We start from the raw sequence: 12287 nt of genomic DNA, 5'->3' as shown, positions 1-12287 counted from the left end.
ATAGAATCAACGCGACAAAAACGCCGATCTCGCTCCGATAGTTGGTTAAGACCATTTGCAGTCCAGAATGCCGGGCTCCGCTTTTTAGCGCTGTATCTTTCATGCTTTCATCGTCTCCTCGCTGTCTATTTTTTCGGCCGCGCGTCCGAGAGAGGCATAGGCCATAATCCGCTCCTCCGAAGCCTCGCTGATCTCCATGTGCTTGACAATCTCGCCGTCCTTCATTACCATGACCCGGTCACAGATGCCCAGGATCTCCGGCAATTCGGAAGAAACTACGATCACGCACATACCGGAGGCCGCCAGGTTCTTCAGGATCGTATAGATATCGGCCTTTGCGGCGATATCGATACCACGGGTCGGCTCATCCACGATCAGGACCTTCGGGTTGGTCAAGAGCCACTTGGAAAGAACGATCTTCTGCTGATTGCCGCCGGACAGGGAACTGCCCTTGTCATGAATACTACCGATCTTCGTGCGGAACATCTCCGCCATTTTCAGCGTGTCCGCCTTTTCGCTTTTGTGAGGCAGCATCCATCCCTTTTTCTGCACCGTTTTGGCGTAGCAGGTGTTCATGATCAAGCTCAAATCCAGCAGCAGACCTTCGGATTTCCGGTCCTCTGTGGCCATGGACAGCCCGTACTTGATGGATGTTCTGGGACTGCCCTTTTTCAGCGAGACGCCGTCCAGATATACCGCGCCCGAATCGTAGCTGTCCGCACCAAACACCGCGCGCATCAGCTCTGTACGTCCGGCACCGACCAGACCAGCGAATCCGGTGATCTCACCCTTGCGGGCCACGAAAGAGATGTCCTTGAGGAAGCCGCCCCTACCGCAGAGGTGCTCCACCCGCAATATCTCATCGTGCTGGACGGTGTTTTCCACCTTTTCGCCGTAAAAGTTCACCATTTCACGGCCGACCATCGCCCGCACCAGGGACTGTTCCGTCATCTCCTCCATGGGCGCGCCGGGAAGCACCAGCTTGCCATCCCGCAGGACCGTGATTCGATCGGAAATCTCAAAAATTTCGTTGAAACGGTGGGTGACCAGAATGAATCCGACCTGCTTCTTTTTCAAGTCCCGGATCACCTGGAACAGACGCTGCGCCTCCATGTTGGACAGCGAGGCCGTGGGCTCATCCAGAATGATCATCTGCGCGTTGTAGGACACGGCCTTGACAATCTCTACGATCTGCTGTTCTGCGACGGAGAGGGTAGAGAGTTTGGCTGCGGGATTTATGCTCTCGTCCATGTCAAAGAGCTTAAGAAGCTCTCTGGTCTCCTTCTCTGCACGGTGTTTGTCAAAATAAATGCCCTTTTTGTACATCTCGCTGTGGCCCAGGAAAATGTTCTCGGCCACCGTCATATGTGGGATCGAGTTGAATTCCTGTGTAACCATGGCGATCCCCAGCTTCAGTGCCACCTGCGGCGTTGGGATGACCACAGGCTTACCGTCAAACTCCAGCTTGCCGGCCGTTGGTGTTTCGATTCCGGCGATCAGTTTTGAAAGCGTTGATTTTCCGGCGCCGTTTTCACCCATCAGAGCGTGAACTTCTCCGCGGTACAAATCGAAGTTCACATCCTCCAGTGCGTGGACCGGACCGTAAAACTTACTCATCCCCTCCGCTTTCAGTAGAAGGGTCCCTCTACTTTCCATCCAGTACCTCCAGCAATCAAAAAATCTTATCATCACGTGTGGTGAGGGGATGCCCCCTCCCATACGCCGCTTTTTCAACACTGGCATGCGGTCAGATCAAGTAATTCGTTCTACATTGCCGAATGCCGTTCTGTAATAAGGACATTCAAATACGGTGGTGCATCTCTGCACCATACAGCAAAATCACATATTGGTTACAATTCGGTCTCTCCGGTACTCTTGAAACCGATCCGTATGGAAATCTCCCGGCCGTTGTTCCGAAGATCCTTTTCCAGGGCCTCCAGATTGACGCCTCGGATTTTTCCGTAGGGGAAGGAAATGCTCATCGCCGCACACACCTTGCCCGTCCGGTCGAAAATAGGGGTGGCGACACAGGTCAGGCCTTCTTCCAGCTCCTGCCGGTCCATGGCGATCTGGGTGCTGCGGATCTGACGGAGTTCATTCCAGAGCGCTTCCCGGTCAACGATGGTATTAGCGGTGTGGGGTTCCAGCCCTCTGGCGATCACTTCCTCCACGTATTCCTCCGGAAGAAAAGCCAGCATGGCCTTGCCAACTGCGGTGCAATACATGGGGGCGCGCCGGCCGATCTGGGAATACATGGTGATGGGTGCGTCCACTTCCACCTTGTCGATGTAAACGGCATATCCATTGGAGTGGATCGCCAGATGCATGAGGGCGTTGTACTTTTCCGAAAAGGCCACCATATTTCGCCGGGCTTCTTCACGCACATCCAGCCGCCGCTGAACGAGGTTGCCTAGTTCGAGTAAACGGAGACCGAGGCGATACTTCTTGCTGGGCTGAACCTGTTCCAGATATCCCAGAGCTGCCAGGGTATTCACCAGTCCAAACGTCGTACTTTTATTCAGATCCAGCAGTCTTGCAATTTCGGCGAGTCCGAGCTCTTTGAATCCGGTAAACGCCTCCAGGATCTCACCGGCCCGAACGACCGACTGAATCTGCGGAGCCTTGCGGCTATGTTTCTCCATACTTTCATTCACTTTCTAATTGATTTGATCTGCTTCATCCGCATGTTGGCCGCCAGAGCAGCGAGGAAAAGAGAGCTTTTTACGGGTCATCTGGCCAGCTTCAAACAGGGGATGTGAAAACGCAAAATATAGACAATTCTTTGTTTGAAAATATAGCACCTTATTGTACCTTTTGTCAAACATAAAATGACTTTGCTTGCCGATTCCCAATGGCGGTAGGGAACTGCTCCCCAATGCCCGGAGCGTTCTTCCCACATGGACGGGAAGACATTGCCCTGGTATTTCGCGGTACACCGGTGTGTCGGCCGACTTCCGCTTTATACACAGATCGCTTCCACCAGAAAAGTGAAGCAGATTCAACGGATTGCCAGCGTTACATCCACCAGTGCAGCCTTTTCGTCGCCGTTGAAGACCTCCACATGGCTTTTTACAATAGCCTTTTCCATATTCTCGGAGAGCAAGCTTCCCTTCAGGGTAATCGTATCACCCGGCTTGATTTTCCGCAGGAAACGGACATTGTCAATGCCGCAGAAAAGCGGCAGCTTTCCGCTGTATCGATCCAGCGACAAAAACAAAAGACTTGTGGCCTGAGCAGCGGATTCTACCGTATAAACGCCAGGCAAAATCGGGTTTCCTGGAAAATGTCCCTGAAAAATCGCCATATCGGGACGTACGAAAAATGTCGCTGTGATCGAATTGCCCGGGTCCAGCTCCTCTACCGAATCAATCAGCAAAATTGGATCACGCTGCGGGATAATACGCATCACTTGCTCGCGGTCGTACTTCAACATAATCCTATCCTCTTTTCGTATAGCCGTCTTATCTTGTGTCCGTTCAGCAGTTCAGAAAAAATGAATCTTTCGTTGTGCGATCACCTGCGCTTCCCAAATGAACAATCATTACAGTTTGCAACAAATATGCCTTTGAACAGCGCCCTTTTAAGGGATTTTTCTGGTCTATACAGGATAATGTCTGGCGAATCCCCAAAATGTGCCATACGGAAAAATGCGTTGCATTTTTTGTTTTGTATGCTATAATGATTGCCAAGAGAGTGCTATAATATAAATCATCGTTTGTTATTATAGCATATTTTAGCATATGACCTGTGGAATTTCAAGCGGTTTTCACAAAAAATGGGAAAGGACAGGGGAAAAGTTTATGGGTTTGTCAAAAATTACAGTGGATGGCAACACAGCAACAGCGTACGCATCGTATCCCTTCACGGAAATCGCTACCATCTACCCGATCACACCTTCCTCCACCATGGCTGAGATCATTGATGAGTGGAGCGCGGCGGGAAAAAAGAATCTGTTTGGGCGGACGGTGGACGTGCGTGAAATGCAGTCCGAAGGCGGCGCGTCCGGCGCCCTCCACGGCGCCCTCCAGGGCGGCGCACTGGCCACGACCTATACTGCCAGCCAGGGCCTGATGCTGATGCTGCCCAATATGTACAAGGTCGTGGGCGAATTGCTGCCCGGCGTGTTCCATGTCAGCGCCCGCTCTTTGGCCACCAACATTATCTCCATCTTCGGTGATCAGCAGGATGTCATGAGCTGCCGTCAGACCGGCGTAACGATGCTGGCCTCCTCCAGTGTGCAGCAGGCCTATCACATGGCGCTGACCGCCCATTTGTCCGCAATCAGCTCCCGCGTGCCGGTCCTGCATTTCTTCGACGGTTTCCGTACCTCCCACGAATACCAGAAAATCGAAGTCCTGGACAATGAGGATCTGGCCGAGATGCTGGACTGGGACGCGGTGAAGGCGTTCCGCCGGAACGCCCTCAATCCCAACCATCCTGTGTCCCGGGGCGTCGTAACGAATCCGGATATTTTCTTCCAGTATCGTGAGTCCACCAACCGCTTCTTCGATCAGGTTCCCGCCACGGTGGAAAAGTACATGGATATGATCAATCAGCGCTGCGGGACGAACTACCATCCCTTTGATTACTTCGGCGACCCCGAGGCGGAAAATGTGATCGTCGCCATGGGCTCGGCCTGCGGTGTGATCCGCGAAACGCTGGAGTACTGGAATGCCCGCGGCAAGCGTCTCGGCCTGGTCGAGGTGCATCTGTTCCGTCCCTTCTCCATCGAATTCCTGCTCAAGGCGCTTCCTGCCGGGGTGCGGCGTATCGCTGTGCTGGACCGAACGAAAGAGCCCGGCGCGATCGGCGAACCGCTTTACATGGATGTGAAGAACGCAGTCAGCACAATGGCACAGCCGCCCATGGTCATCGGCGGCCGGTTTGGCCTGTCCTCCAAGGACTTTACGCCCGCAGATGTCATGGCGGTCTATGCAAACCTGGAAAGTGAGACGCCCAAGGACCACTTTACAGTGGGTATCGTGGATGACGTCACCAATCTGTCCCTGCCGGCTTATCCTGTGGAATTCGATTCCACGCCCAAGGAAAACTTCAGCCTGAAATTCTGGGGACTCGGCTCCGACGGCACCGTCGGCGCGAACAAGGCTGCCGTCAAAATCGTGGGCAACAACACGGACTATTATGTGCAGGCCTATTTTGCCTATGACTCTAAAAAATCCGGCGGCCTGACCGTCTCCCACCTCCGTATGGGCCCCAAGCTCATCGAGGGCTCCTACCAGGTCAAGAGCGCGGATTTCATCGCCTGCCACAACCAGGCCTATGTGCAAAAATATGACATGGCACGGGATCTGAAAGAGGGCGGCAGTTTTCTGCTGAACTGCAATTGGTCCGACGAAGAACTGAACACGAAGCTCCCTGCCAGTATGCGCCGTACCCTCTGGGCCCGCAAGGCCCGCCTGTACACCATCGATGCGGTGGATATTGCCCATGATCTCGGTCTGGGTAACCGTATCAACATGATCACCCAGGCAGCCTTTTTCAAAATTTCCGGCATCATGGATCTGGATTCCGCGGTCCGGGAATTGAAGCACTCCATCGAAGTGACTTATGGCAATAAGGGCCAGGACGTTGTGGACAAGAACAAGGCTGCGGTTGATCTGGGCCTGAGTAAGATCCACCAGGTCGCAATTCCGGACTCCTGGGCCAATGCGGTTGACGATGCCGCCGAGGAGGATGCCCCCGACTATGTCAAGAATGTGATCCGTGTCATGGGCCGCCAGGAGGGCGACCAGCTTCCCGTCAGCACCTTCCTGGGACGCGAGGACGGCACCTACTATACCAATATCTCCAAGTGGGAGAAGCGTGGTATCGCGATCGACGTCCCCGAGTGGGAGATGGAAAAGTGTATCCAGTGCAACCAGTGTTCCTTCGTTTGTCCCCACGCCGTGATTCGTCCTACGCTGCTCTCGGCGGAAGAAGCCGCTGCCGCCCCCGATGGGTATGAAATGAAGGACGCCACCGGCTTTGCCGATACAAAATATCATCTGGCCATTTCTGGTATGGATTGTACCGGCTGCGGTATTTGCGTCAAAACGTGCCCGGTCGATTGCCTGAAAATGACGCCCTATGAGCCCAGACGGGAGAAAAATACCCAGGATTGGGCCTATACCACGGAGCATGTCCAGCTGAAGGAAATTGAAGAGAGCAAGAAGTTCACCGTTAAGGGCAGCCAGTTCCTCAAGCCCTATCTGGAGTTCAACGGCGCCTGCGCCGGATGTGGGGAGACACCCTATCTGAAGCTCATCACACAGCTGTATGGCGACCATATGCTGTGGGCCAACTCTGCCGGATGCTCCCACGCGTGGAGCGGATCTCCGGAAGTCCCCCTGGCGGTCAATCACAAAAACCAGGGGCCCGCATGGGGCGATTCCCTGTTCGAGGATACCGCCGAATACGGCTTTGGCATGATGCTGGGTGCATCGGTGGTGCGCAACCGTCTGCATGACCTGGCGGAGGAAGTGCTGGCCAATCTGCCCGACGGAGAACTGAAGGATGCCATGGCCGATTGGTCTGCCAACTGTGAAGATCCCACCGGTACACGTCAGCGTGCCGACCGGTTGTCCGACGCGCTGGAAGCGGCCGACCGCAGCGGAAATGCGGCGCTGGAAGAGCTGTACGAAAAGCGGGACTTCCTCGTTCGTCCCTCTCAGTGGATCGTGGGCGGCGACGGCTGGGCCTATGACATTGATTACGGCGGACTGGATCACGTTCTGGCCTCCGGCGAGAATGTCAACGTCATTGTCATGGATACGGAGGTCTACTCCAATACGGGCGGTCAGGCCTCGAAATCCACGCCTACGGCTGCAATCGTTAAATTTGCGGCCAGCGGAAAGCGCACGAAGAAGAAAGACCTCGGCATGATGCTGATGAGCTACGGCTACATTTACGTGGCGCAGGTGGCTATGGGTGCCGACAAGGCCCAGACTCTGAAGGCCATCCGCGAGGCAGAGTCCTATCCCGGTCCCTCTGTGGTCATTGCTTACAGCCCCTGTATCAACCACGGCATCAAAGCCGGTATGAGCGAGGCGCAGAACCAGGCCAAGCGGGCGGTGGAGTGCGGATACTGGCACCTCTATCGCTTTGACCCCCGTAAGAAAGCGGCCGGAGAAAATCCGTTTACCATGGATTCCAAGGTGCCTACCGCTTCGATTCGGGACTTTATGCTCAGTGAAGTACGTTATGCCTCGCTGTACAAGAAGTTCCCGGAGCAGGCAGACGAGCTCCTGGCCAAGGCGGAAAAGGACGCCGCCGAACGTCTGGAGTCCTATCTCCGCATGGCAAACCGCGATTAATGCGACTTGGGATGCGATCCTGATTGACACACAAAAAAGGCTTACCGTCCGCAATTTGCGGACGGTAAGCCTTTTCTTATCCCCACATAGTAGTTTTCCAGGGGGCATTATACGGATGTATTTTGATGCGCTTGGGGGAAAATCAGCCCATCTGATGGAGGAAATGTTCGACATGCTCCATTGCCTCGCTGGCGCTTTTCAGAGGGAACATCTGGAATACATGCCACAGATCCTTCCAGCACTCCAGCACGCAGGGGACGCCGGCCTGGGCCATCCTCTCCTGGAGCCGAAGGGAGTCGGAGAGCAGAATCTCCCGCTCACCCACCTGGATGAGCGTCGGGGGCAGTCCCCGCAGATCCCCGAACAGGGGGGAGAACTCAGGGCGGCTCCAGTCTGCGTTGGGGGCATAGGCACTGCGCACGGCGTGGATATAATCGGCGCAGAGCATGGGGTCCAGATCCCTGCAGCTCTCATAGGAGTCGCCGGAGGCGGTCATGTCGGTCCAGGGCGAATAGAGGATCAGGCGGCCGGGGAGAAAGCGATCTTCGTCCCGCAGGGTCATCGCCAGTTCCAGCGCCAGGTTTCCGCCGGCGGAGTCACCGGCCAGCAGAATGTCACGGGCGCCCCACCCCTGCCGCATCAGATAATCCCAGGCGGCACGTGCATCCTCCAGCGCAGCGGGATAGGGGTGCTCGGGTGCCAGCCGGTACTGGAAGACCAGAACCGCACATCCGGTCGCCCCCGCCATCTTGGCGGCCAGCACCCGGGCATATCCCAGGTTTCCGCTGGTGTAGCCGCCTCCGTGACAGTAGAGGATAGCCCGGCGCCGGTCGTGTCCCCGCTCCGGACGGACCCAGGCCATGGGCATGCCATCCAGGGTAAAGGGCTCCCAGCTGAAGCCGATGGGTGGGGAGACCAGCCGACCCAGGACCTCCTGTCCCAGGCGTTGACGCTTCAGGTCCTCCGGCTCCATGGAGTCGGGCGAGGCGGCGCTGTGGATGGCCTTGAGTGCGGCCATCACGGCTTCGGTCATTTTTGCGTTGACCTTTTCCGTATTTTCACTGTGTGTGCTGGAGATGAGGGAGTTTTTATACATGGGAACTTCCGCCTTTCTAATGGTGGAGGAGTGGATGGAGGGCTGTTCCTGTGGACGGAGGAGCGGGGATCGTGGTTCAACAGAGGGTATCTGAGCGGGAAATGGCGGTGGTTTTCCACAGTCCGTGGAGATTGCAGCAGGCGTAGGCGGCGATGGGAGACTCACCGCAGGGAAGCAGAAAATCGGCCTGTGGATCGCTGCCGGGGGAGAGATGGCGCAGGTAGAAGCCGTGTTCGGTCTCCAACAGGACCCAGAGGATGGAGTGTGCTTCGGTCATGGGGTGGGGGCTGCTGCCGATATTGAGGATGATCCAGCGGTTGCCCTGCTGTACCACGGGGATGTGCTTTTCCACGGCGCCGTCCGTGGAGCCGGGCTCCAGCAGGGTCATGGGCTGGCCGCAGCAGATCAGCGGCACGCCGGAATCGGTGAGTTTGGTAACTACGTTGCCGCAGTGAGAACAGAAATAAAGATTCATAAGAGATCTCCTTTTGATCAAGTGGGGTCGGTAGGGACAGAGTCGGGGGGAGGAGCGGTGGGAAGTTTGCGGGAAGCCAGTGCCGTGGCCAGATCACTCACGCCGTCTGCAATCAGAGCGGCACCGAAAACCATGATGGTCATACGGGCGGCATGGAACGGATTGACGATGAGCAGGATACCCAGGATGAGGGGAATCAGGGAGGAGAGGGCCAGCGGAATGAGGGTAGAGGTCCGCAGATGGAGGGCGGAAAAGAATAGGGGGGCCTTGCCCACTCCATCAATCAGCAGAAGAGCGCCCAGCACCAGAGGGAGGAAGGAGAGGATGGCCTGGGGCCAGAACAGGGCAAAGAGGGAAAAAGCCAGCGGGAGGACGGTGAGGAAGAGGTCACCTCCGGAGCCTTCCCCTGCCTTGCGGCTCTGAAGATAGCGGAAGAGATGACTGGCGGCGTAGACGGCGGCTCCGGCGGAGAGGGCCCATACAAAGATCGTGCCGCTGATTCCAGGGAAGAGGAGCAGGGGCAGACCCAGGGCCATATAGAGGATGGAGATCCAGATGGAAGCGCTTCGGGTCCAGAAGAATTGAAACATCATAGCAATACCTTGCCTTTCTGCTGCGCCGGATTGCCGCAGCTCTTGCAGTTTGAGTGGAGAGGATGGGGAAAGCTGGTCAGCGGTTGAGGGCCCAGACGGTGTAATTCAGATACCCGGCAAAGCTGACCCACAGGAAATAGGGGATCTGCAGCCATGCCGCCGCCCGGCTGACCGAGTGGAAGGCAAAGAGCATCAGCAGGATCAGCAGCCACAGGACCCCGAGACAGAGCAGGGCGGCGAGATAATCCCCGCGGCCAAAGAAGAGCGGGCTCCAGATCACATTGACGGCCAACTGTAACACCCAGATCACCACGGCGAGCTAGGTACCGGGACCGCCTTTTCGGACGACGAGGGCCAAGCCCAATCCCATAAGCAGATAGAGGATGGTCCACACCACTGGAAATACCGCGCCGGGCGGAGTCAGAGGCGAGAGGGCCAGAAGCGGATAGACGGTCTCCAGGCCGTTGCCGGACAGGGTCCAGGAGAACGCCCCTGCGGCCAGCGCCAGGAGAGGAAAGAGAAGCAGTGCGAGTTTTTTCATAGACACCTCACAGATACGCTTAGAAGCGGACGGCACGGCGGCCGGACCAGGATTCAGCCGAGAGTGCAATGGCGGAGACCAACAGATAGACGCCCCACAGTGCGGTCAGGGAAAACCAGCTCACGATCGGGTTGAGGAGAATGACCACGCTCAGAAGCAGATTCAGGATACCGCCGGCCAGGCCCCAGCCTGCCCCGGAGAGCTTTGCTTTGTACAGGGCATAAAAGGCGGAGATCTGGATGACGCCGGCAGAGGCGGTGAGGAAGCCTGCGGCATAGGAGAGCGATTCAATCAGGGGAAAGAGACCGGCTGGGCCGGAGAGCGCGATCCACATGGAAAGCCCAGCAAAGAGCATGAGCAGAATCCCATTGAGAAGACTCCAGCCGCTGCGCTCTCCCTTGGGAACCCGGAAAAAAGCGAGGGTCTGAGAGATTCCGTAGAGCAGCAGTCCAGCGGTGATCAGATAGGCGATCGCGACGCCTGCCACGATGGGGGAGAGCAGCAGGAAGAGCCCGAGGCCGCCCAGAAGCAGGCCGGAGAGAAGTCCGCTTTTCCGGTTGATGGGAGCGGCGGGCAGATCATCGAGGATCTGCTCGTAATCCGCATCGTGGATGTCATAGGGAGGACGGGAGGAAGGATTCATAGACAGAACCGCCTTTCTTTAAAATGGGAGAGGTCTGAAGCAGGTGGAGAGAAATGGATCGGCCGGTGTGTCAGCGGCGGAAGGGTGAGCGGGAAGGGTCCGATGCAGGGAGTGAAGCAAGTCGATGCTTTCCAGTACGAGGAGCAGGCTGGTGAAAAGAATCACGGTTCCTGCGGGGAGGGTCCGTACCCAGGAAGTGGCCAGGGGGTGAAGAAAGCGGACCAGAAGCAGAGAGGAGAAGCCCCACCAGAGGGAGGAATACAGGGAGATGTAGCCGTGGAGCTGAAAAGGAAACCGACTGTAATCCCAATATCGCTGATGAAACATACGCTCCAGGGAAACACCGGTCCCATATTCCAGCACGGTGGCACTGGCCATGCCGGCCAGGAAGAGAAGCAGGGGATGAGCGGCAAAGGGGGTGAAGAGGGCTGTGATCAGAAGGGCCCCAAAGCCGTAGATGGGAAGGAATGGGCCGCGGAGGAAACCGCGGTTGGTCCAGCGGCGTGTATGCAGGGAGACATAGCAGGACTCCCAGATCCAGCCGGCAAAGGAGCAGAGGAAGAAGAGGAATAGGACAGAAGCTGTTTTCATAGGCGGCACATCCAATCCTTTCGAAATCATGGGGCCTTTGCCACTGGGGTTGTATCTATCATGTCATAAATGAGGCAGAAAAACGGTTGTGTAGACAACGGGGGAGAAAAAACGGGGAAAAAAGAGAAAAATACGCAAAAAATTCCCCCGGATAACCATGCGGTTACCGGGGAAGAAAACAATATTCAGACATTTGGGTCGGATTCTTCCGGGGTGAGAGAGAGGGCGTCCAGTAGTTCAAAGGCGTTGCGGTCAAAGCGGAGCAGGCCCTCATCCCGCATTTTGCACAGCTCGTTGGACATGGCGCTGCGGTCCACAAAGAGATAGTCCGCCAGATCCTGCCGGTTGAGCGGGATGGGAAAAACACGGCTTCCAGCCTGGTGGGCCTGGGCGGAGAGATAGTCCAGCAGCCGCTCCCGGATGGAGCGGCGGATGCTGTCCTCCAGCTTTCGGGTCAGCCGCTGGGCGGCCTGGGCCAGCGCCAGGGTAAGATTTTGCAGAAAACGGATCTGCACCGGAGAGGTCAAAGTATGGTCTCGCAGAAGCATGTCCACGGGGAAGCGGAGAAGATCGGTATCCTCCATGGCGATGGCGGAGATGTGCAGGCGGTAGTGCCCCACGGCATTGATGAGGCCGATGGACTCCCCCCTGCCAAGGGTGTCCATCAGATTTTTGTTGCCGTGGATATCTGTGTGGAACAGGTGCAGACGTCCTGTAAGGATCACGCCGACCTCGGAGCATTCTTCCCCATCCTGCAGGGCGGTGGTCCCCTTGGGAAGGTGGGATTGCCGCGCATTCAGGGTGTCCAAAAGTTCCAGACGCTCTTCCAAAGTGAAACTGCGAAACAGAAGGCTCGCATCCAGATAAGATAAAACGGAGGATTGCTCGATCATAAAACACATCGCCCCCAATGACACATTGAGACGGTCGGGCCGTGTTTTGCCCAGCTCTTATCTCTAATCATAAAGGAAAAGGAGGGGGAAAGGCAACGGGTATTTTACAGCTATTTATAAAAATAAGGATGTGCCACGGAGT

General features: G+C 56.3%; 10 protein-coding genes and 1 pseudogene. 1 reads left to right on the top strand and 10 read right to left on the bottom strand.

Annotated elements, in window-relative coordinates:
• Positions 1 to 99 precede the first annotated feature (99 nt).
• From H8S34_RS12955 to H8S34_RS12945, 3 genes are all read right to left on the bottom strand, one after another.
• Complete coding sequence (locus H8S34_RS12955; RefSeq protein ID WP_243208026.1) at positions 100 to 1617, bottom strand: sugar ABC transporter ATP-binding protein; 1518 nt, start codon at positions 1615 to 1617, stop codon at positions 100 to 102.
• Between the two features lie 233 nt (positions 1618 to 1850).
• Positions 1851 to 2642 (bottom strand): IclR family transcriptional regulator, encoded by a 792-nt coding sequence (locus H8S34_RS12950; protein ID WP_101692128.1) that lies wholly within the window; start codon positions 2640 to 2642, stop codon positions 1851 to 1853.
• A gap of 356 nt (positions 2643 to 2998) precedes the next feature.
• Complete coding sequence (locus H8S34_RS12945; RefSeq protein WP_243208025.1) at positions 2999 to 3433, bottom strand: 3-hydroxyacyl-ACP dehydratase FabZ family protein; 435 nt, start codon at positions 3431 to 3433, stop codon at positions 2999 to 3001.
• A 373-nt stretch (positions 3434 to 3806) separates the two neighbouring features.
• Here H8S34_RS12945 and nifJ point away from each other — a divergent pair, with 373 nt between their 5' ends.
• Positions 3807 to 7313, top strand: a complete 3507-nt coding sequence (nifJ, locus tag H8S34_RS12940) for a pyruvate:ferredoxin (flavodoxin) oxidoreductase (RefSeq protein WP_186964198.1) — start codon at positions 3807 to 3809, stop codon at positions 7311 to 7313.
• A gap of 142 nt (positions 7314 to 7455) precedes the next feature.
• On the opposite strand, the gene H8S34_RS12935 is transcribed toward nifJ, so the two are convergent.
• The 7 genes and pseudogenes from H8S34_RS12935 to H8S34_RS15220 all read right to left on the bottom strand — a co-directional run bounded on the left by H8S34_RS12935 (position 7456) and on the right by H8S34_RS15220 (position 12082).
• Positions 7456 to 8409, bottom strand: coding sequence for an alpha/beta hydrolase (locus H8S34_RS12935; RefSeq protein WP_101692126.1), 954 nt, complete (start codon positions 8407 to 8409; stop codon positions 7456 to 7458).
• Between the two features lie 76 nt (positions 8410 to 8485).
• Positions 8486 to 8884, bottom strand: a complete 399-nt coding sequence (locus H8S34_RS12930) for a desulfoferrodoxin family protein (RefSeq protein WP_186964197.1) — start codon at positions 8882 to 8884, stop codon at positions 8486 to 8488.
• 17 nt (positions 8885 to 8901) lie between these two features.
• Positions 8902 to 9477 (bottom strand): DUF308 domain-containing protein, encoded by a 576-nt coding sequence (locus H8S34_RS12925; protein WP_101692124.1) that lies wholly within the window; start codon positions 9475 to 9477, stop codon positions 8902 to 8904.
• Positions 9478 to 9553: 76 nt separating this feature from the next.
• Positions 9554 to 10018, bottom strand: a pseudogene (locus tag H8S34_RS12920) (TspO/MBR family protein).
• Between the two features lie 19 nt (positions 10019 to 10037).
• Positions 10038 to 10661, bottom strand: a complete 624-nt coding sequence (locus H8S34_RS12915) for an HdeD family acid-resistance protein (protein ID WP_186964196.1) — start codon at positions 10659 to 10661, stop codon at positions 10038 to 10040.
• Between the two features lie 18 nt (positions 10662 to 10679).
• A complete protein-coding gene (locus tag H8S34_RS12910) occupies positions 10680 to 11252 on the bottom strand; it encodes a putative ABC transporter permease (RefSeq protein ID WP_186964195.1) in 573 nt (190 codons plus the stop codon).
• A 185-nt stretch (positions 11253 to 11437) separates the two neighbouring features.
• Positions 11438 to 12082, bottom strand: coding sequence for a Crp/Fnr family transcriptional regulator (locus H8S34_RS15220; protein ID WP_243208024.1), 645 nt, complete (start codon positions 12080 to 12082; stop codon positions 11438 to 11440).
• Between the last annotated feature and the right edge of the window lie 205 nt (positions 12083 to 12287).

This window comes from Pseudoflavonifractor hominis (assembly GCF_014288125.1).
Taxonomy (GTDB): Bacteria; Bacillota; Clostridia; order Oscillospirales; family Oscillospiraceae; genus Pseudoflavonifractor_A; species Pseudoflavonifractor_A gallinarum.
Note: the sequence above shows the minus strand (reverse complement) of the source record. Positions and strands in the feature narration are given on the sequence as shown.

What these genes read in the sequence shown, in the direction of transcription:
- H8S34_RS12955 (WP_243208026.1), bottom strand. Translation starts at nt 1,617, where the DNA reads ATGAGTAAGTTTTACGGTCCGGTCCACGCACTGGAGGATGTGAACTTC.
- H8S34_RS12950 (WP_101692128.1), bottom strand. Translation starts at nt 2,642, where the DNA reads ATGGAGAAACATAGCCGCAAGGCTCCGCAGATTCAGTCGGTCGTTCGG.
- H8S34_RS12945 (WP_243208025.1), bottom strand. Translation starts at nt 3,433, where the DNA reads ATGTTGAAGTACGACCGCGAGCAAGTGATGCGTATTATCCCGCAGCGT.
- H8S34_RS12935 (WP_101692126.1), bottom strand. Translation starts at nt 8,409, where the DNA reads ATGTATAAAAACTCCCTCATCTCCAGCACACACAGTGAAAATACGGAA.
- H8S34_RS12930 (WP_186964197.1), bottom strand. Translation starts at nt 8,884, where the DNA reads ATGAATCTTTATTTCTGTTCTCACTGCGGCAACGTAGTTACCAAACTC.
- H8S34_RS12925 (WP_101692124.1), bottom strand. Translation starts at nt 9,477, where the DNA reads ATGATGTTTCAATTCTTCTGGACCCGAAGCGCTTCCATCTGGATCTCC.
- H8S34_RS12915 (WP_186964196.1), bottom strand. Translation starts at nt 10,661, where the DNA reads ATGAATCCTTCCTCCCGTCCTCCCTATGACATCCACGATGCGGATTAC.
- H8S34_RS12910 (WP_186964195.1), bottom strand. Translation starts at nt 11,252, where the DNA reads ATGAAAACAGCTTCTGTCCTATTCCTCTTCTTCCTCTGCTCCTTTGCC.